Consider the following 18,835-nt stretch of genomic DNA (forward strand, 5'->3'; position numbering starts at 1 on the left):
GTAGTGCCAGGTTGTAGTGAATAAAAACCTGCGCATAAAAAAGGCCGCTGCAAACGCAGCGGCCAAGGTAAGACGTTAGATCAAGGAGCTACAAATCAACGTCAGTGAACAGCGGGCAATGAATTGAATCGGAGGCTCAACTCATCTGAACTTTTTGGCAGGGCAAGTGGACGATCCACACTTGAGTGCCTTTGCGCATTCAGGGTGTTTCCCGTGAAAGCCAGACAATAGTAAGTTCTTCTTTGCATGGGAAAAATAGCGATTCGAGACATGCACTGTTACATCATTGGCAACAGTCGCGATCTCGACTTTGGTGCGCTTGCATCATGGGTGTGGCTGATACCCCCGTCATCCTGTCCGTCCATGCCCGGTTCAAAGTCCCGGGCCCGCAAGGGTATTGATCCTCGGAAAGTGCGCGGTTGAACGTCGAACCCAGGCGGTGGCCAAGGCCTTGGATTTTTTTACCTGAGTGCAGTCGTGCAGCGATCAGGTCAAGGCCGTGGCGGGTTCATGCCCCATGCGCCAGCTCACGGCCCGGGTTGCTGCCAACAGGCGCTGCGCCGCCGGCCCGTTTTCGTCGGCGTGGAACAAGGACGTCGGGCCGACGATGGTCAGCACGGCGGCAATCTGTCCAACCGCATTGAACACCGGTGCCGAGAGCGCATCGACGCCTGGCATCAGCAAGCCATGCACATGGTGCAGGCCGCGTTGGCGAATCTGTTCGCACAAGGTGCTGTAGGCCTGTTCATCGGCCAAGGGGTGAGCCTCTGCGGCCTGGACTTCCTGCTCTCGCAATTCGGCGGTTTCCCGATGCGGCAAGTACGCGCCGAATACCAGGCCGGTGGACGAACTGAGCAGCGGTAGCACCGAGCCTAACTGGGTCACCACCGTCACCGCCCGCACCGCAGGCTCGATGTGCACCACGGTTGCCCCCTGATTGCCCCACACCGCCAGGAAACAGGTTTCATTCAGCTCGTCGCGCAACTCGCTGAGTGGCAGGGCGGCGACTTTCAGCACGTCCATACTGTTCAGGGCCGCCAGGCCGACGCGCAAGGCTTCACGGCCCAGACCGTAGTGGTTGGTCGTCGTGTTCTGCTCGGCAAAACCGCTGGCGATCAGCGCCTGCAGATAGCGGTGAACCTTGCTCGCCGGCATCTGCACGTGTTCGGCCAGACGCGACAATGACGTCGACGGCGACAACTCGGCCAACGCCTTGAGGATGTCGGTGCCGACCTCGGCCGAGCGGACTTTCTGTTTACCGTTGCTGTCGCTGGTTGCGCGCGGCTTTTCCATGGTTCAGTCATGCCTGGAGATGAATGGGCGTCTTTATAGCTTGACGGTCAATACCAATCAAATTACGTTAAGCGTAATCGAATTACGATAAAAATAACCTGGGCGTGCCGAGACTCTGAAAAGGAGCCATGGCCACGGCCTACTCCCTGTTCAGGAGGCTCCATGAACCTCGATTCAACGGCACCGGCGCTGGTTTATCAGTCAGGCTTCGGCAACGAATTCAGCAGTGAAGCGCTGCCTGGCGCATTGCCTGTCGGCCAGAACTCTCCGCAAAAAGCCCCTTACGGGCTCTACACCGAACTGTTCTCCGGCACCGCATTCACCATGGTTCGCAGCGAAGCGCGGCGCACCTGGATGTACCGTATTCAGCCGTCGGCCAACCACCCGGCGTTCGTCAAGCTGGAGCGGCAACTGGCCGGTGGTCCGCTGGGCGAAGTGACGCCCAACCGCTTGCGCTGGAACCCGTTGGACATCCCCGCCGAGCCGACTGATTTCATCGACGGCCTGGTGAGCATGGCCGCCAACTCGGGTTCGGAAAAACCGTCCGGCATCAGCATTTACCATTACTGCGCCAATCGCTCCATGGAACGGGTGTTCTTCAATGCCGATGGCGAATGGTTGCTGGTGCCTGAGTTGGGCCGTTTGCGTATTGTCACCGAGCTGGGCGTGCTGGAACTGGAGCCGCTGGAAATAGCGGTACTGCCGCGGGGCTTGAAATTCCGTATCGAACTGCTCGACCCGCAAGCTCGTGGCTACCTGGCCGAGAACCATGGCGCGCCGTTGCGTCTGCCGGACCTGGGGCCGATAGGCAGCAACGGCCTGGCCAACCCTCGGGACTTCCTGACCCCGGTCGCGCACTACGAAGATCTCAGGCAGCCGACCACCCTGGTACAGAAGTTCCTCGGTGAACTGTGGGGGTGCGAGCTGGACCATTCGCCGCTCAACGTCGTGGCCTGGCACGGTAACAATGTCCCGTACAAATACGACCTGCGTCGTTTCAACACCATCGGCACTGTTAGCTTCGACCATCCGGACCCATCGATCTTCACCGTTCTGACGTCGCCCACCAGCGTTCATGGCCTGGCCAACCTCGACTTCGTGATCTTCCCGCCACGTTGGATGGTTGCCGAGAACACCTTCCGTCCGCCTTGGTTCCATCGCAACCTGATGAACGAATTCATGGGCCTGATCCAGGGAGCCTACGACGCCAAGGCTGAAGGCTTCCTGCCGGGCGGCGCGTCGTTGCACAGTTGCATGAGCGCTCACGGACCGGATGGCGAGACCTGCACCAAGGCGATCAATGTCGAACTGACACCGAGCAAGATCGACAACACCATGGCGTTCATGTTCGAGACCAGCCAGGTATTGCGCCCAAGCCGTTTCGCACTCGACTGCCCGCAACTGCAAAACACCTATGATGCTTGCTGGGCTTCGCTGCCCGTCACTTTCAATCCGAATCGGAGATAACCCATGATCCAGACCACCCCCACTCGTAGCTGGGTTGCCTCCGCCAACGGCCACGCGGATTTCCCGTTGCAGAACCTGCCGCTGGGCGTGTTCAGCACTCAGGGTTCGGCGCCGCGCAGCGGCGTGGCCATCGGTGAGCACATTTTTGACCTGGAAGCGGCACTCGAGGCCGGCCTGTTTGACGGTGCTGCACGCACGGCCGTCGAAGCCACCCGTGGCGGCCAACTGAACGCGTTCTTCGACCTCGGTCGCGGTGCGCGGGTTGCCCTGCGTGAGCGCCTGCTGGAACTGTTCGCCGAAGGCAGCACCCTGCACGGCAAGATCGAAGCCCAAGGCGCGAAATTGCTGCCACTGGCCGCCGATTGCCAGATGCACCTGCCGGCGAAAATCAATGACTACACCGACTTTTATGTCGGCATCGAGCACGCACAGAACGTTGGCAAACTGTTCCGTCCGGACAACCCGCTGCTGCCGAACTACAAGTATGTGCCGATCGGTTATCACGGCCGCGCCTCGACCATCCGTCCCTCCGGCACCGACGTCCGTCGCCCGAAAGGCCAGACCCTGCCAGCCGGCCAGACCGAGCCGACTTTCGGCCCGTGCGCACGCCTGGACTACGAACTGGAGCTGGGGATCTGGATCGGCCAGGGCAACGAGATGGGTGATTCGATTGCCATCGGTGACGCCGCCGAACACATCGCCGGTTTCTGCCTGCTCAATGACTGGTCGGCCCGGGATATCCAGGCCTGGGAATACCAGCCACTGGGTCCGTTCCTGTCGAAAAGCTTCATCACCAGCATCTCGCCGTGGGTGGTGACCGCCGAAGCGCTGGAGCCATTCCGCCGTGCCCAGCCGGCGCGCCCTGAGGGTGATCCGCAGCCACTGCCGTACCTGTTCGACAAGCGCGATCAGGCCGCCGGGGGCTTTGATATCGAGTTGGAAGTGCTGCTGCTCACCGAAACCATGCGTGAACAGCGTCTGCCCGCCTATCGACTGACCCTGAGCAACACCCAGCACATGTACTGGACCGTTGCCCAAATGGTTGCGCACCACAGCGTCAACGGCTGCCAGTTGCAGGCCGGCGACCTGTTTGGCTCGGGTACCTTGTCGGGTCCGGAAAACGGCCAGTTCGGCAGCCTGCTGGAAATTACCGAGGGCGGTAAAAAACCGATTGAGCTGGCGTCTGGCGAGGTGCGCAAGTTCCTTGAAGACGGCGACGAAATCATCCTGCGCGCCCGTTGCAGCCGTGACGGCTTTGCGTCCATCGGCTTCGGCGAATGCCGTGGCAAGATCCTGCCAGCACGCTAAGAGGTTCAGGCCATGGAACTCTTTACTTACTACCGTTCGACCTCATCCTTTCGGGTGCGCATTGCCCTGGCGCTCAAAGGGCTGGATTACCAGGCACTGCCGGTCAACCTGATCGCGCCGCAAGGGGGCGAACACCGGCAGCCGGCCTACTTGCAGATCAACCCGCAAGGCCGGGTGCCGGCCTTGCGCACGGACGAAGGCGAATTGCTGATCCAGTCACCGGCGATCATCGAGTACCTGGAGGAGCGTTACCCCCAGGTGCCGCTGCTGTCCGGCAACCTGGCCAGGCGCGCGCACGAACGCTCGGTGGCGGCGTTGATCGGTTGCGACATTCATCCGCTGCACAACGTCAGTGTGCTCAATCAACTGCGCCAGCTGGGGCACGACGAGCCGCAGGTGGTGCAGTGGATCGGTCACTGGATCACTCAGGGACTGGCGGCGGTCGAGCAGTTGATCGGCGATGAGGGTTACTGTTTCGGCAGTGCACCGGGGGTGGCGGATGTCTACCTGATTCCACAGCTGTATGCAGCGGAGCGCTTCAGTATCTCCCTTGAGGCGTTCCCCCGGATTCGTCGAGTGGAAGCCCTGGCGGCGCAACACCCGGCCTTCATCAAGGCTCATCCGGCGAATCAGCCCGATACCCCGGCGTAACACCAGCCCCTGTGGGGGCGGGCCGGGCGGTGCCCAGCTCGTCCCCACAGGAACAGCGCGGTGTGTTGCTTGCACCACTTCATCATTCATCGCGGGCAAGCCCGCTCCCGCAAGAGATGTGGAATCCCCCCCGGCATAACCAAAAAATAATAAAGGTACCTTGCGATGCATAATCAGATTGCCAGCTTTCGGTCGGCGCTCGACGCCCGCCCGGTGTCGCGTTATCAGTGGTTGCTCTTGTTGCTTCTCGCGTTGTTGCTGGTGACTGACGGCTACGACGCACAGGTCCTGGGTTATGTAGTGCCTGCGCTCGCGCAGGATTGGGGGCTGGAAAAAGCGGCGTTCGGCCCGGTGTTCAGTGCCAACCTGCTGGGTCTTACCCTGGGCTCGCTGGCGGTCACCCCCTTGGCTGACCGCTTCGGTGTGCGGCGAATTCTGCTGTGCTGTGTGTTGATCTACGCCAGCCTCACGGTGTTGATGGTCTTCGTCGACTCTTTGAACACCTTGATGGTTGCACGGTTCATTTGCGGTATAGGCATGGGCGGGGCGATGCCCAGTGCCATGGCGCTGATGTCCGAATACTCACCCCCCCGCCTGCGCACGCTGATGGTCACGCTTGCAGCATGCGGTTTTTCGTTTGGCGGCGCTGCGGGTGGCTTTGTGGCGGCCGGTTTCATCGACAGTTTCGGTTGGCAGGCGGTGTTCCTGGCGGGAGGTGTCGCGCCTTTGCTGCTGTTCCCTTTCCTGTTCTGGTTTCTCCCTGAATCCCTGCCGCGCTTGCTGCGTGATCAGCCGCCTTATGCGCGACTGCGCAAAGTCACTGCCCGCATGCTGCCGAACTGGCAGCCTCCGGCGGCTTCGGTGCAACAGAATGAGCAGGAGCAGGGCAGCAAGCTGACAGTGGTGGAGCTCTTTCGCAACGGTTACGCACGGCCTACGTTGCTGATCTGGTCGACATTCTTTGTCAGCTTGATCCTGCTGTATTTCATGATCAGCTGGTTGCCGTCATTGCTGCTGGAAAGCGGCCTGACACTCAAGGACGCTAATCTGGTGACGTCGATGTTCCTGTTCGCCGGCACGGTCGGTGCAATCTGCATGGCCTGGATCGCCGACCGTCTCAAGCGCAAAGTACGTCTGTTGTCGGGTGTGCTGGCGGCAGCCGCGGTGTGCACCATCCTGCTGGGCCTGAACCATGACAATCCACGCTACCTGGTGGCTTTCGTGTTCGCGGCGGGTTTCTGCATCATTGGTGGTCAACTGACCCTCAATGCCTTTGCCAGTAACTTCTATCCGGCTCACGTTAGAGCCACTGGCACCGGTTGGGCATTGGGCGTCGGGCGTTTCGGGTCGATTCTTGGCCCGCTGTTTGGCAGCATGTTGTTGGCGATGCATGTTCCCGTGGAGCAGATTTTCTTCTTCTGTGCGATTCCGGCAGTGATTGCCGCGCTGTTGATCATTCAGGTGCGTTCACCCGTGGATACAGCCCCGAGTCCTATTGGGGGCGAGCTTGCTCACGATGAACGATAACGCGCTCTGTCAGTAACACTGGGGTGCCAGGATCGCGGGAATCAATGCACGATAGCGTTGGGCGGCAGATGCCCCAGCCGTTCGGTCAGGCGAATGCGCTGGATAGGGTCTTCGCAGAGCAGCAGGGCGTGCTCCAGGTCATAGCGTTCGGCGTTGGGGCAGTCCAGGCGTTGATACAGGCTGGCGCGGGCCAGGTAGTCGCTGGCACTGGCATTTCCCAGTTCCAGCACCCGCTCGGCGTCGATCAGGGCGTTAAGGTTGTCGTCATTGCTCAAGTGCAACTGGCGCAGGTTGCGTGACAGGCGCTGGAGCATCTGTACCGGTTCGCAGGTCAGCAGATGCTCGGCGTTGAGCTGCATGTTCGGGCCGAACTGACGTTGCAGCAGCTCGCGGCAATCGTTGGGGTACAGGCGTCTACCGCCGCATGGATCAAGCAGATGGTCGGCGCCAGGCACTCGCAACAGAAAATGCCCGGGGAAGTTGACGCCAACCATCGGGATCTCCAGTCGTCGAGCCAGTTCCAGGGCTACCAGGCCCAACGCCAGTGGTTGCCCACGCCGCCGCTCCAGTACTTTGTTGAGCAATGCCGCCTGTGGGCGTAGCGGGGAGGATTCGTCCTGTTGATAGCCCATGTCGTTGAGCCGTCGCAACAACGGCTGGCCCAGTTCGCTGACCGGCAACATCGGTAAACCGGCGCTGACCCGTTGCTCGACGTCCTTGAACTGCTCGAGCAATAACTCGGGTTTCACCTCGGGATCATGTTCGGCCGCGATCCACAGCGCCGCTTCAAAAAGCGCTGGTGGCGAGCGTTGCAGGCAGGCGAAAAAAGCTTGGCGCGGTTTCATCGAAATCTCCGGTGAATGCCTCGTTTTAGCCCCGTCACGGGCATTCGTCCAGTGCCTTGCACGGGGTGTCGCGGGATATGTCCTAAAGCCTCTACGACTCACTCTGCTTATTCCGGTGCGCTTCAGCAATTTTTAGCCGCAAGCCTATACTGGCGACTACTGGAAGTGATTCGGGAGCCCTACGATGTTCGCTCTCATGCAAAGCACTCGCCTTGAATCGCTGCACCTGAGCGTTGACCCGGCCACCGGGTTAAAGGCCGTGATCGCCATTCATTGCAGCCGTTTGGGCCCCGCCCTGGGCGGTTGCCGCTACCTTGCCTATCCCGACGATGAAAGCGCCGTGATCGATGCCGTGCGCCTGGCGCAAGGCATGAGTTACAAGGCAGCCCTGGCCGGATTGCCGCTGGGTGGTGGGGTGGCGGTGATCATGCGCCAGCCCCATGTCGAGAACCGTGCGGCCCTGTTCGAGGCCTTCGGCCGTTGCGTCGAGCAGCTCGACGGACGCTACATCACCGCCATCGACAGCGGCACCTCGGTGGCCGACATGGACTGCATTGCCCAGCAAACCCAGCATGTCACCAGCACCACGGCCTCGGGCGACCCCTCGCCGCATTCGGCCATGGGGGTGTTCACCGGTATTCGAGCCACTGCCATGGCGCGACTGGGCAGCGACAACCTGGAGGGCCTGCGGGTGGCAATCCAGGGATTGGGCAATGTCGGTTTTGCCCTCGCCGAGCAGTTGCACGCAGCGGGCGCCGAACTGCTGGTGAGCGACATCGATGCGGGAAAAGTCCAGCTGGCAATGGAGCTTTTGGGGGCCCATCCGATTGCCAACGATGCCTTGCTCAGCACGCCTTGTGACATCCTCGCACCGTGCGGCCTGGGCGGAGTGCTCAACAGCCACAGCGTGGCGCAATTGCGTTGTGCGGCGGTGGCGGGGTCGGCCAATAACCAACTGACCAATTTGCAGGTGGCGGACCAACTGGAGAATCGCGGCATTCTGTATGCGCCGGACTACGTGATCAATTCCGGTGGGTTGATTTATGTCGCACTGAAACACCAGGGCGAAGAGTTGCCGACGATCACCGCCCACCTCTCGAAAATCAGCTCGCGCCTCACGGAAGTCTTTGCCCACGCCCAGGCGGAAAAACGCTCGCCGGCACGGGTGGCGGACGAGTTGGCGGAGCGCTTGCTGTATCGCTGAGCGCCCAAGCTGGTGGTGGGTCTTTTTTCTGCATGGCAGGGCAAGTGAGCATTTTTTGTCAGGCTCGGCTTGTGGTGGTCCGCAACTTCATCGGCAAGGTGGGAGAAACCAATCCTTGCCGATGTAGAAGGGCCGTGTATGAGCTTCCAAGCACCTTTGCGTGACATGCGTTTCGTGCTCCATGAACTGTTTGATGTCAGTGCCCATTGTGAGCTGCTGGGGCACGGCCTTGATCGCTCATTGATTGACGGCGTCCTGGACGAAGCGGCTCGCTATGCCGCAGAGGTGGTCGCGCCGCTGAACCGTAATAGCGACGAAGAAGGCGTGACCCTCGTCAATGGCCAGGTCACAACCCCCAAGGGGTTTGCGCAAGCCTACCAACAATATGTCGATAACGGCTGGGCCAGCATGACCGGACCTGCCGAGTACGGTGGCCAGGCATTCCCGCAAATGGTGTCGGCCAGCTTCCATGAGATGCTGATGGCCGCCAGCTTGTCGTTCCGGGTGTATTCGGGGTTGACGGAAGGCGCCGTGCTGGCGCTGTACAAGCACGGTGACGAGGCGCTGAAAAACAGCTACCTGGAAAAAATGGTCCAAGGCACCTGGACCGGGACCATGTGCCTGACGGAGCCCCAGGCCGGCACTGACCTTTCACTGTTGCGAACCCGCGCCATCGCGCAAGCGGACGGTAGTTATGCCGTCACCGGCAGCAAGATTTTCATCAGCGGGGGTGAGCAGGACCTTTCCGAGAATATTGTGCACCTGGTGTTGGCCCGCCTGCCGGATGCTCCGCCAGGCGTCAAAGGAATCAGTCTGCTGCTGGTGCCCAAATTCATCGCCGATGCGGATGGCCGTCCAGGGCGAAAAAACAACCTCGGTTGCGGTGCCATCGAACACAAAATGGGGATCAAGGGCGCCTCGACCTGTGTGATGAACTTTGATGGCGCCACGGGCTGGATCATCGGCTCGGCGAACCAGGGGTTGGCCTGTATGTTCACGATGATGAACGACGCGCGCTATCAAGTCGGTTTGCAAGGGCTGGGCGTTGCCGAGCGTTCATTCCAGGGTTCTGTGCGCTACGCCCGGGAGCGGCTGCAATCCCGAGCCTTGCAGGGGGCTGCCGCGCCGGAAAAGGCCGCAGACCCGATCATCGTCCACCCCGATGTTCGACGGATGTTGCTGACCCAGAAAACCTTGATCGAAGGCTGCCGGATGGTGTCGGCGTACACGGCGCAACAACTGGATCTGGAACATGGTCACCCGGATCAGGAGGCTCGCACGCGTGCGCGTCAACGCGCGGCATTACTGATCCCGATCGTGAAATCATTCTTTACCGACATGGGCCAGGAAGTCGCCAGCCTCGGTGTGCAGATTTACGGCGGTCACGGGTTTATCCGTGAATGGGGCATGGAACAGTTGATGCGCGATAGCCGCATCACGCAGATTTATGAAGGGACTAACGGCATCCAGGCGCTGGATTTCATTCGCCGAAAACTGCTGGGTGATGGCGGCAAGGAACTCGGCCTCCTGCAAGACGAGCTGAGCCAGTGGTGCACCCGCCAGTCGCTTGAGGGGCGGTTGAGCCAGTTGGTGATACCGCTGCAGGTTCGTCTGCAGGAGTGGCGGGAACTGACGACCCATATCCTCGAAGCGAGCAATCGCAATGTGCAGGAGATCGGAGCCTGCTCCGTGGACTTCTTGCAGTATTCGGCCTATGTGCTGATTGCCGGGTTCTGGCTGCAGGCGGCGGCCCGGGCCGAAGCCGCCTTGGCTTCGGGCACTGACGAGGCCGGGTTCTACCAGGCCAAGCTGTACAGCGCAGCGTTCTATACGGATCGGCTTCTGCCCCGGGCCAGTGCCCATCGTGAGGCTATTCTGGCGGGCGCGGACTCCTTGATGGCGATGCCGGAAACCAGTTTCGCGTTTTAACCATTCCATCCCGATGTCCTGTAAAACACGGGCATGAAAAAGGCCCTGAATCTCATGATCCAGGGCCTTTTCAATTCGCACGTTGCTTACTTCGCGGCTTTGGCGGCCTTGGCCGGTTTGGCGGGCGGTTCGACAGGTTCGGCAGGCTCAACCGATTCCACTGCCGGAGCGGGCACGTTCAGCAATTCGGACAGGGCATCCGGCTGGCTCTTGAACGCCTTGGCAAACACATCGCGGTTTTTCGCCATGTAGATCCCGGCTTCTTCGACCTGCTGTTCGGTCAGGGACGGAACGGCTTTTTGCAACACTTCAGCCAGCAATTCGGCCAGTTCGAGCATTTTGTCATGACGGTCAGCTTCGGCTTTATCCATGAACAAGCGCTCCAGATCTCGGCTGCTGCGGTATACCACTTCGACGGCCATTTACCACCTCACATGCCTTCACATTAGTTGTCTTTTACGACTACTGTATTTATATACAGCGAAGGATAAGCGAATCCCTGCGCTTTGGGTAGTGGCTTTTTAATGTAGACGTGTTTGCGGGTTTGTCTCCCAGGATCAATGCAGTCCCTTGCATAATGTTTAAAGTAGTGCGGCTAATGCTCTGGGATATGGCTGGTTCTCAATAATCATAATTGTTTGGTATCGCGATATTTTCACTCGCTAGCGCTGCATTAATCGAGTCTGCACAGTAGGTCGCGCCTGTAAGAATATGCCATATTTTCCGTAGTCCAAGACCATTCCTGAATGGTGAACGGTAGAAATGTATTGTCCCGTACGGGTTTTGTATGAGACTGTTTTTTAGTCGATAGTAAGTAGGCGTATCTAAGTATATCTTTGCAAGGAAGTGAGCTATGGATGATCTGATATGTGCGCGGTCGAGCGATAAATATCAACAGTTCTCCAATGAAGTAGAGCAGGATGCACTCTTTATAAGGGAGCTCGCTTTACATACTCCGTTGATAAGGCTTTCTTGGCTCAGTACTGCGACGCGTGTTGTTTGGGCAAAACTTGAATGTAATCAGCTGACCAACTCATTCAAGATACGCGGTGCTTACAACGCCATCAGGAAGTTATCTCCGAATATTCCTCTGTTTACCGCGTCAGCCGGCAATCATGGGCTGGCAGTTTCCTATGTGGCCCAGCATTCGATCGTTGAACTGGCTCAAGGCAAATCCATCGAATGGAATCCTTCTGTCAACAGAGGTGTTGCGATCCATCGTGTGACGATGCCTGAGGCTGGCTTTTTTCTAGGGCTTGAAAATGAACATGAAATGAGAAGCCGCCCAAGGGTGGAGAGTGTTCAGGTTCTTGGCGAAATCAATAAGTGGTACGAGCCGGCAGCGTCTAATCAAGGGGTCATCGGTTCGATCATCGTCTCTCATGAGTCGGCAGAGCAAGCCATGATGTTGGCCGTGTCACTGGCCAGAACGGCAAAAGTACGATTGTCCAAAAGCAGGCATGAAGACACCGTACATATTGCTACTCCATCCTCTAATTAACTGATTGAAAAAGATGATTCGAACTTTGCCTCGATCGGTACAACTCCAACTGTTGGCGACGCTGCTGAATAGCGCTGGGGGTATCGTCAAATTGTTTATGCCGTTGTACTTCCTCGAGGTATATGGGTATGACTTTTCTACTATCGCTTGGCTCATGGCTGCTTATGGCGGCGGATGTATCCTCGGGGCTTATGTCGGTGGCGCGTTATCGGAGCGTCTGGACTCACAATGGGCGACCGGGATCTCTTTGCTGTTGAGCGGTGTTTTTGCCGTTACGCTGGCATTGACCCCACCCTTTGCACTGTTACTGATCGTGGTGCCCATGGTAGGCATTTTTGACGGTGCGTTTCGTCCAGCCAACTTGCGCCTGGTGATGGAGGGGAGTCCGCAAGAGCTACAAGCTCGTGTGCAGGGTTTGCATCGAGTGGTATTCAATCTGGGAGTCGCCCTCGCAGGTCTGCTGGCCGGAACACTGGTCGGCTTTGGATACGGCTACGTGTTTCTGTTTCAAGGATTGCTGAATTTATTTGGCAGCTTTTTATTGCTCGGCTATGCCCTGAAACATGCCGTAGGACTCTGGCAGCTTGAGAGCATTGCGGCGACGCAGAAAGACACAGGGGATTTTGCAGTGGGTTCGCCTTGGAGAGACGGTTTTTTCCTTGTCTTCATTCTTGGTCAATTGCTGGCCTTGGGTATATTCGATCAGATGTATGGCACATTCGGGATTTTCTTGCGTGAGCACGCTGATGCCGGTCCTCATTGGATCGCCTATCTGTTTTCCATGAATGCGCTGCTGGTAGTGGTATTGCAGTTGCCCGTGAGCCGATGGATTGAACGACATGGAATCGTCATCGCCTCACGCCTGGGTATTTTGCTACTCGGTGGGGCTTTCCTTATTCTGAATATGGGCAGCCATATCATCTGGGCGGTATTGACCATGTTGGTGATTACCGCTGCCGAGTTGCTGTTGACGCCTGTCTGGACACTGTCGGTAATGAACCGCTCTCAAGGGCGTCAACGCGGCAAATACCTGGGTATATTCAGCGCCGCATGGTTAGGTCACTCGCTTTATGGTCCCGGTGTGGGGGCATGGTTATACGGAGCCTATGGTGGCTTTACCTTATGGTGGATATGCGGGGGTACGGGCCTGTTGGTATTCATGCTGCATTACTCGACAGTCTCCAAGCTATGGACAGAACCGGGAACAAGTCCAAAAGAGCAGACATCTCTCGCCAATTAACGGCCTGAGAGGCGAGCGTTGTCGTTGGCATGAAAAAGGCCCTGAGCCATTTGACTCAGGGCCTATTCAATTCGGGTGTTGCTTACTTGGCGGGCTTGGCGGCTTTCGCGGGCTTGACCGGCTCCGCTGCTTCAGTCGCTTCGGCTACTTCAGCCGGCACGTTGAGCAATTCGGACAGGGCATCCGGCTGGCTCTTGAACGCCTTGGCAAACACATCGCGGTTTTTCGCCATGTAGATCCCGGCTTCTTCGACCTGCTGTTCGGTCAGGGACGGAACGGCTTTTTGCAACACTTCAGCCAGCAATTCGGCCAGTTCGAGCATTTTGTCATGACGGTCAGCTTCGGCTTTATCCATGAACAAGCGCTCCAGATCTCGGCTGCTGCGGTATACCACTTCGACGGCCATTTACCACCTCACATGCCTTCACATTAGTTGTCTTTTACGACTACTGTATTTATATACAGCGAAAGGATAAGCGAATCCCTGCGCTTTGGGTAGTGGCTTTTTAATGTAGACGTGTTTGCGGGTTTGTCTTCGAGGATCAATGCTGCCCCTTGCGGGAGCGGGTTTGCCCGCGAAGGTGTGGGTAAATGCACTGCAGAAGTGTCCAGTCGCAATCCATTATCATCTCACTCCATAGCCGCTGGCCTTTTTTCTGCATGCAGAACAACCGTCACGTCGAACCCGCATCATCCGGTCGAGCCGACCTAAGGAAGAACCACCGTGAAAATCAATTGGGCGGAGCGACTTCGCCAGAACGTGCATGAACTGGCCGAGTCCCTGGGCAATCTGTTCGTTGAAACCTTCCATTACCTGGCGCTGTTCGCCATCGGCGCGGTGACGGCCTGGGCGGCGGTCATGGAGTTTCTCGGCATGATCGAAGAGGGAGACATCAAGATCGATGACATCTTGCTGCTGTTTATCTACCTGGAACTGGGGGCGATGGTCGGGATTTACTTCAAGACCAACCACATGCCGGTGCGTTTCCTGATCTACGTAGCGATCACCGCATTGACCCGCCTGCTGATCTCCAACGTCTCGCACCACAATCCGCCGGACCTGGGCATCATCTACCTGTGCGGCGGGATTCTGTTGCTGGCGTTTGCGATTCTGGTGGTGCGTTATGCCTCTTCGCAGTTCCCTTCGGTGAAGATCGAACACCCGCAGCGCAAGATCGGTGCGGGCTCCAGTGAGCATCCGGAAGTCGAGAAGGGCGAGCTTTAATGCCGCGCTGACATGGGCAGTGGAGCCTTGCGTATCGATGTCGGCAGCCGGTGGTTGTCGCCATCGGTCATGGTTTCGAGGATCGCCACGGCGCTATGGCCCTGTTCGATGGCAATGCCGAACTGAATGCTTTGCACCAGGCGCTTGAGGCGCTTGAGGCGCTTGGGGTCATTGCGTTGTTCGGTGCTGATCATCCGTTTGGCGATGATTCGGCCGGCGTTGGACAGGGTCAGCATGATGCCGCCGTCCAGCCCTTGAATGCTCAGGTTGACCTGATAGTCCGGGGCAAAGGTGTCGGTTATCAGTTGGAAAGGGTTATCCATGATGCGTCACCGCTTGATTGGATCGTGCAGTCATTGACCGGTCGTGATCAGGATTGGTTCGCTTTTCCAGACCATCGGCAAGCCGTTCGCGAAAGCTCGAGCGACTTCCATGTCGCTCGAACCTTGGCAAAGCAAAGGACATGCCGAGCATTCCCGGGCACCGCAGAGCCGGCAATAAAAAGGCGAGCCCGGTGGCTAATGCCGGTCAGTTAGGAGAAATAAAGCCGAACACGAAACCTGTGGCGAGGGAGCTTGCTCCCGCTGGGCTGCGTAGCAGCCCCAAAACAGGGCCGCTTTGCGCCCCAGCGGGAGCAAGCTCCCTCGCCACGGGTTCTATGTTCGGCTGGTCTTTGGCTTAACTGATCGGCATTAAGCCCAGAGGCTCGCCTTTTTGGTTTTCGGTCCGTTTCAGGGCATGACGGAATAGATGATCGCAGACAGTGCGATCAGGCCGATCAGCACCACGAACACATTCGAGAGTTGACCCGAATACTGGCGCAGGGACGGCACGCGCCGAATGGCATACATCGGCATCAGGAACAGCAGGCATGCGATCACCGGCCCGCCGAGGGTTTCGATCATGCCCAGGATGCTTGGGTTGAAGGTAGCGACGGCCCAGCAACTGAGGATCATGAACAACGCGGTGGCGCGGTTCAGCCAACTGGCCGACATCGCCCGGCCACGGCTGCGCAGGCTTTTCACGATCAGGCCCTGGAAGCCTTCGCTGGCGCCGATGTAGTGGCCCAGGAAGGATTTGGTGATTGCCACCAGCGCGATCAACGGCGCGGCATAGGCGATGACCGGGGTCTGGAAGTGGTTGGCCAGGTACGACAGGATCGAGATGTTCTGTGCCTTGGCGGCCGCCAGGTCTGCCGGTGACAGGGCCAGCACGCAGCTGAAGCAGAAGAACATCACCGTCACCACCATCATGCCGTGGGCGACCGCGAGAATACCGCTGCTCTTTTGTTCAGCCTGGGCACCATAGCGCTGTTTCTGATCGACGGCGAAGGCCGAGATGATTGGCGAGTGGTTGAACGAGAACACCATCACCGGGATCGCCAGCCACAGGGTCTTGAGAAACACCGACATGGGCATGCCGTCGCCGGCCGAAGCAAAGAATGCACCGTTCCAGTTCGGGATCAGGCTCACCGCCAGCAACAGCAGTGCGGCGACGAATGGATAGACCAGCACGCTCATGGCTTTGACGATCACGCCCTGGCCGCAACGAACGATGGCCATCAGCCCCAGAATCAACGCCAGCGACAGCACCGCGCGCGGTGGCGGGGTCATGTGCAGTTGGTGTTCCATGAAGCTGCCCAGGGTGTTGGTCAGCGCCACGCTGTACACCAGCAGGATCGGGAAGATTGCAAAGAAGTAGAGCAGGGTGATCAGCTTGCCGGCACCGATGCCGAAGTGTTCTTCCACCACGTCAGTGATGTCGCCGGAACGCCCCGACAGCACGAAGCGGGTCAGGCCACGGTGGGCGAAGAAGGTCATCGGGAAGGCCAGCAGCGCCAACACCAGCAACGGCCAGAAGCCGCCGACGCCGGCGTTGATCGGCAGGAACAGCGTGCCCGCGCCGATGGCCGTGCCGTACAGGCCGAGCATCCAGGTGGTGTCGTGCTTGCTCCAGCCTTTGCGGGTTGTTGCAGTGTCGCGGGTGACGTCTACAGCAGGATTTTCAGCAGCAGGTGTACGTACATCGGTCATCGTTTTTGCCTCGTTATTATTCTTGCTCGGGCTCACGTGGGGCAGGTCACCTGAAGCGACCTGCCAGGGTGGTCAGGGAATGCTCGTCAGCACTCCACCCAGCTGACAGCCAGGCCGCCCCGTGAAGTCTCTTTGTATTTGTCGTGCATGTCGGCACCGGTATCGCGCATGGTGCGGATGACCCGGTCCAGGGAAATGAAGTGTTTGCCGTCGCCGCGCAGGGCCATCTGGGTGGCGTTGATCGCCTTCACCGCGGCAATCGCGTTGCGCTCGATGCACGGCACCTGGACCAACCCGCCGACCGGGTCGCAGGTCAGGCCGAGGTTGTGTTCCAGGCCGATTTCGGCGGCGTTTTCCAACTGTTCGGGGGTGGCGCCCAGCACTTCGGCCAAGCCGGCAGCCGCCATGGCGCAGGCGGAACCGACTTCGCCCTGGCAGCCGACTTCGGCACCGGAGATCGAAGCGTTTTTCTTGCACAGGATGCCCACGGAAGCGGCTGCGAGGAGAAACGCCACCACATCATCGTCCGAGGCGTCGGGGTTGAACTTCATGTAGTAGTGCAACACCGCCGGGATGATCCCGGCCGCACCGTTGGTAGGCGCGGTGACCATGCGTCCGCCGGCGGCGTTTTCTTCGTTGACCGCCAGGGCGAACAGGTTCACCCATTCCATCGCCGAGAGGGTCGAACTGATGACGTTCGGCTTGCCGATTTCCAGCAGGCTGCGGTGCAGTTTTGCCGCGCGACGTGGCACGTCCAGGCCTCCGGGCAATACACCTTCGTGGCTCAGGCCTTGCTCGACGCACTCGCGCATCACCGACCAGATATGCAGCAGGCCCTGACGGATTTGTGCGTCGCTGCGCCACGCCCGTTCGTTGGCCATCATCAACTCGGATACCCGCAGGCCGTGTTGATTGCACAGCGTCAGCAGTTCAGCGGCGCTGGAGAAGTCGTACGGCAATACCACGTCGTTGGCCGCCGGCACGCCGGAGTCGACTTCGGCCGCTTCGACGATAAAGCCGCCGCCCACCGAATAGTAGGTTTGCTCGAACAAGAGGCCGGACTCGCCAAAGGCGGTCAGTGCCATGGCGTTGGGATGGTAGGGCAGGCTTTCATCGAGCAGCAGCAAATCGCGCTGCCAATCGAAGGCGATGCTCAGGCGCCCGGCCAGCAGCAGTTCACCGCCGTCGAGCACCTGGGCAATGCGCGAAGGGATGCTGGTGGGGTTGATGCTGTCGGGCCATTCGCCCATCAGGCCCATGACGCAAGCGCGGTCGGTGGCGTGGCCGACACCGGTGGCGGAAAGCGAACCGTACAGGCGCACTTCCACACGCCAGACCTGCCCCAGCAGACCTTGGTCAAACAACGATTGGGCGAAGGTGGCGGCGGCGCGCATCGGGCCGACGGTGTGAGAGCTGGACGGACCGATACCGACTTTGAAGAGATCGAAAACACTGATAGCCATGCTAAAGCCTTACAAGCAATGGAGTAGGAATCGCTGCCATTTTTTGTAGGACAAGCGCAATGTCGGCGATACTGCCTACCTCGGTCAGCACTGACCAACGAAACTTCCTAAGACAGGCTTTAGTAGGACTAAACGATGAGTCGTCAATTTCATGCCCAGACCTACGTCTGGCTGCATGTGTTTTCCTGTGCGGCGCGACACTTGTCGTTCACCCGTTGCGCCGAAGAGTTGCACATCACCCCCGGGGCCGTGAGCCAGCAGATTCGCCAACTGGAAGAGCGCCTGGGGTTTCGCCTGTTTCATCGCCGTGCACGGGGCGTCGAGTTGAGCGCCGAGGGCCAGCGGCTGGCGATCACCGTCAACGAGGCTTATGGCAGCATCGACGCGGAATTGCGTCGGCTGGACGCCGGCATGATCAGCGGCATTCTGCGCTTGCGCTCCATCCCTTCGTTTCTGGGCAAATGGCTGACCCCGCGTCTGCCACGCTTGCAGCAGCGTTATCCGGATATCCAGTTGCGCCTGGTGGCCGAGGACAGCAGCGTGGCGCTGCACGAAGGCGACTTCGACCTGGCGATCGACCTGAACGACGGTAGCTACCCGGGGTTGTTATCCACAACCTTGCTCGATGAACAGATTTTCCCGGTCTGCGCGCCGAGCCTGTTGCGTGGCCGGCCACCGCTGCACGGGCCGGCGGATCTGGTGCACTTTGCGTTGCTGCACGACATCACCGCCTGGCGCGGCAGCTATGAATATGCGGAGTGGGAGTTCTACCTGAATGCGATCGGCTTCGACGGTGCCGACGTACGGCGTGGCCATACGTTCAATCGCAACCACCTGACCATCGAGGCCGCGATTGCCGGCATGGGCGTGGCCATCGCCCGGCGGACATTGCTCAACGATGAACTGGAGCGTGGCACGCTGATCGTGCCCTTTGGCGTCGCCGTGCCCAACTACAAGCGCTACGTGCTGTTGTATGCACCGGGGGCGCTGAGCCATCCGGGGGTACGCGCGGTGCATGACTGGCTGGTGGAGGAGGCGAAAATCTTTCGCGGGATGCACCCGTTGGGCGAGGGGCAGCCATGAGGTTTTTGGGCTGCGTTGCAGGGCGACCGAACTCCCGACCTTAACAGCGCTTTTGCCGGTTGTCCG

15 protein-coding genes and 2 pseudogenes are annotated in these 18,835 nt (G+C 59.1%); 10 read left to right on the plus strand and 7 right to left on the minus strand.

The window, feature by feature from the left end; translation table 11 throughout:
• Positions 1–486: 486 nt before the first annotated feature.
• Positions 487–1,293 carry an IclR family transcriptional regulator gene (locus AC3WQN_RS12700; protein ID WP_103401813.1) on the minus strand — a complete coding sequence of 269 codons (807 nt, stop codon included), beginning with the start codon at positions 1,291–1,293 and terminating at the stop codon, positions 487–489.
• 162 nt (positions 1,294–1,455) lie between these two features.
• Between AC3WQN_RS12700 and hmgA the strand changes: the two genes are divergently transcribed.
• From hmgA to AC3WQN_RS12720, 4 genes are all read left to right on the plus strand, one after another.
• Positions 1,456–2,760, plus strand: a complete 1,305-nt coding sequence (hmgA, locus tag AC3WQN_RS12705; protein ID WP_103401812.1) for a homogentisate 1,2-dioxygenase — start codon at positions 1,456–1,458, stop codon at positions 2,758–2,760.
• Positions 2,761–2,763: 3 nt separating this feature from the next.
• Positions 2,764–4,068 (plus strand): fumarylacetoacetase, encoded by a 1,305-nt coding sequence (fahA, locus tag AC3WQN_RS12710; protein ID WP_103401811.1) that lies wholly within the window; start codon positions 2,764–2,766, stop codon positions 4,066–4,068.
• 12 nt (positions 4,069–4,080) lie between these two features.
• Positions 4,081–4,719 carry a maleylacetoacetate isomerase gene (gene maiA / locus AC3WQN_RS12715; protein WP_103401810.1) on the plus strand — a complete coding sequence of 213 codons (639 nt, stop codon included), beginning with the start codon at positions 4,081–4,083 and terminating at the stop codon, positions 4,717–4,719.
• A gap of 165 nt (positions 4,720–4,884) precedes the next feature.
• Entirely contained in the window at positions 4,885–6,246 is a 1,362-nt protein-coding gene (locus tag AC3WQN_RS12720; protein WP_095144947.1) for an MFS transporter, read from the plus strand.
• A 41-nt stretch (positions 6,247–6,287) separates the two neighbouring features.
• Here the strand turns inward: AC3WQN_RS12720 and AC3WQN_RS12725 are convergent, their stop codons facing one another.
• Positions 6,288–7,091, minus strand: a complete 804-nt coding sequence (locus tag AC3WQN_RS12725; protein ID WP_103401809.1) for a SirB1 family protein — start codon at positions 7,089–7,091, stop codon at positions 6,288–6,290.
• Positions 7,092–7,275: 184 nt separating this feature from the next.
• Here AC3WQN_RS12725 and AC3WQN_RS12730 point away from each other — a divergent pair, with 184 nt between their 5' ends.
• Positions 7,276–8,295, plus strand: coding sequence for a Leu/Phe/Val dehydrogenase (locus AC3WQN_RS12730; RefSeq protein ID WP_095077742.1), 1,020 nt, complete (start codon positions 7,276–7,278; stop codon positions 8,293–8,295).
• Between the two features lie 138 nt (positions 8,296–8,433).
• A complete protein-coding gene (locus tag AC3WQN_RS12735; protein WP_103401808.1) occupies positions 8,434–10,224 on the plus strand; it encodes an acyl-CoA dehydrogenase C-terminal domain-containing protein in 1,791 nt (596 codons plus the stop codon).
• 182 nt (positions 10,225–10,406) lie between these two features.
• Here the strand turns inward: AC3WQN_RS12735 and AC3WQN_RS12740 are convergent.
• Positions 10,407–10,646: pseudogene (locus tag AC3WQN_RS12740) on the minus strand (YebG family protein); the annotation flags it as partial.
• A 431-nt stretch (positions 10,647–11,077) separates the two neighbouring features.
• On the opposite strand from AC3WQN_RS12740, the gene AC3WQN_RS12745 reads away from it, so the two are divergent.
• Together AC3WQN_RS12745 and AC3WQN_RS12750 are read left to right on the plus strand one after the other, a co-directional pair.
• Positions 11,078–11,725 carry a pyridoxal-phosphate dependent enzyme gene (locus AC3WQN_RS12745; RefSeq protein ID WP_103401807.1) on the plus strand — a complete coding sequence of 216 codons (648 nt, stop codon included), beginning with the start codon at positions 11,078–11,080 and terminating at the stop codon, positions 11,723–11,725.
• A gap of 13 nt (positions 11,726–11,738) precedes the next feature.
• Entirely contained in the window at positions 11,739–12,965 is a 1,227-nt protein-coding gene (locus tag AC3WQN_RS12750) for an MFS transporter (RefSeq protein ID WP_103401806.1), read from the plus strand.
• Positions 12,966–13,131: 166 nt separating this feature from the next.
• Here AC3WQN_RS12750 and AC3WQN_RS12755 read toward each other — a convergent pair.
• Positions 13,132–13,371, minus strand: a pseudogene (locus tag AC3WQN_RS12755) (YebG family protein); the annotation flags it as partial.
• A 318-nt stretch (positions 13,372–13,689) separates the two neighbouring features.
• On the opposite strand from AC3WQN_RS12755, the gene AC3WQN_RS12760 reads away from it, so the two are divergent.
• A complete protein-coding gene (locus tag AC3WQN_RS12760; protein ID WP_103401804.1) occupies positions 13,690–14,190 on the plus strand; it encodes a phosphate-starvation-inducible protein PsiE in 501 nt (166 codons plus the stop codon).
• Here AC3WQN_RS12760 and AC3WQN_RS12765 read toward each other — a convergent pair.
• The 3 genes from AC3WQN_RS12765 to AC3WQN_RS12775 all read right to left on the minus strand — a co-directional run bounded on the left by AC3WQN_RS12765 (position 14,187) and on the right by AC3WQN_RS12775 (position 17,686).
• Positions 14,187–14,513: a DUF3509 domain-containing protein gene (locus tag AC3WQN_RS12765; RefSeq protein WP_103401803.1), complete on the minus strand. Its 327-nt coding sequence runs from the start codon at positions 14,511–14,513 to the stop codon at positions 14,187–14,189. The genes AC3WQN_RS12760 and AC3WQN_RS12765 overlap by 4 nt on opposite strands.
• A 408-nt stretch (positions 14,514–14,921) precedes the next feature.
• On the minus strand, positions 14,922–16,223 hold the full coding sequence (locus tag AC3WQN_RS12770; RefSeq protein WP_103399888.1) for an HAAAP family serine/threonine permease: 1,302 nt from the start codon (positions 16,221–16,223) through the stop codon (positions 14,922–14,924).
• 86 nt (positions 16,224–16,309) lie between these two features.
• Positions 16,310–17,686, minus strand: a complete 1,377-nt coding sequence (locus AC3WQN_RS12775) for an L-serine ammonia-lyase (RefSeq protein ID WP_103399887.1) — start codon at positions 17,684–17,686, stop codon at positions 16,310–16,312.
• Between the two features lie 135 nt (positions 17,687–17,821).
• Here AC3WQN_RS12775 and AC3WQN_RS12780 point away from each other — a divergent pair, with 135 nt between their 5' ends.
• Complete coding sequence (locus tag AC3WQN_RS12780; protein ID WP_103399886.1) at positions 17,822–18,769, plus strand: LysR substrate-binding domain-containing protein; 948 nt, start codon at positions 17,822–17,824, stop codon at positions 18,767–18,769.
• The last annotated feature ends 66 nt before the right edge of the window (positions 18,770–18,835 follow it).

This window comes from Pseudomonas sp. FW300-N1A1, from assembly GCF_058789115.1.

Bases quoted from the DNA above. Each gene is read 5' to 3' on its own strand.
- AC3WQN_RS12700 (WP_103401813.1), bottom strand. From the start codon at position 1,293: ATGGAAAAGCCGCGCGCAACCAGCGACAGCAACGGTAAACAGAAAGTC.
- hmgA (WP_103401812.1), top strand. From the start codon at position 1,456: ATGAACCTCGATTCAACGGCACCGGCGCTGGTTTATCAGTCAGGCTTC.
- fahA (WP_103401811.1), top strand. From the start codon at position 2,764: ATGATCCAGACCACCCCCACTCGTAGCTGGGTTGCCTCCGCCAACGGC.
- maiA (WP_103401810.1), top strand. From the start codon at position 4,081: ATGGAACTCTTTACTTACTACCGTTCGACCTCATCCTTTCGGGTGCGC.
- AC3WQN_RS12720 (WP_095144947.1), top strand. From the start codon at position 4,885: ATGCATAATCAGATTGCCAGCTTTCGGTCGGCGCTCGACGCCCGCCCG.
- AC3WQN_RS12725 (WP_103401809.1), bottom strand. From the start codon at position 7,091: ATGAAACCGCGCCAAGCTTTTTTCGCCTGCCTGCAACGCTCGCCACCA.
- AC3WQN_RS12730 (WP_095077742.1), top strand. From the start codon at position 7,276: ATGTTCGCTCTCATGCAAAGCACTCGCCTTGAATCGCTGCACCTGAGC.
- AC3WQN_RS12735 (WP_103401808.1), top strand. From the start codon at position 8,434: ATGAGCTTCCAAGCACCTTTGCGTGACATGCGTTTCGTGCTCCATGAA.
- AC3WQN_RS12745 (WP_103401807.1), top strand. From the start codon at position 11,078: ATGGATGATCTGATATGTGCGCGGTCGAGCGATAAATATCAACAGTTC.
- AC3WQN_RS12750 (WP_103401806.1), top strand. From the start codon at position 11,739: ATGATTCGAACTTTGCCTCGATCGGTACAACTCCAACTGTTGGCGACG.
- AC3WQN_RS12765 (WP_103401803.1), bottom strand. From the start codon at position 14,513: ATGGATAACCCTTTCCAACTGATAACCGACACCTTTGCCCCGGACTAT.
- AC3WQN_RS12770 (WP_103399888.1), bottom strand. From the start codon at position 16,223: ATGACCGATGTACGTACACCTGCTGCTGAAAATCCTGCTGTAGACGTC.
- AC3WQN_RS12775 (WP_103399887.1), bottom strand. From the start codon at position 17,686: ATGGCTATCAGTGTTTTCGATCTCTTCAAAGTCGGTATCGGTCCGTCC.
- AC3WQN_RS12780 (WP_103399886.1), top strand. From the start codon at position 17,822: ATGAGTCGTCAATTTCATGCCCAGACCTACGTCTGGCTGCATGTGTTT.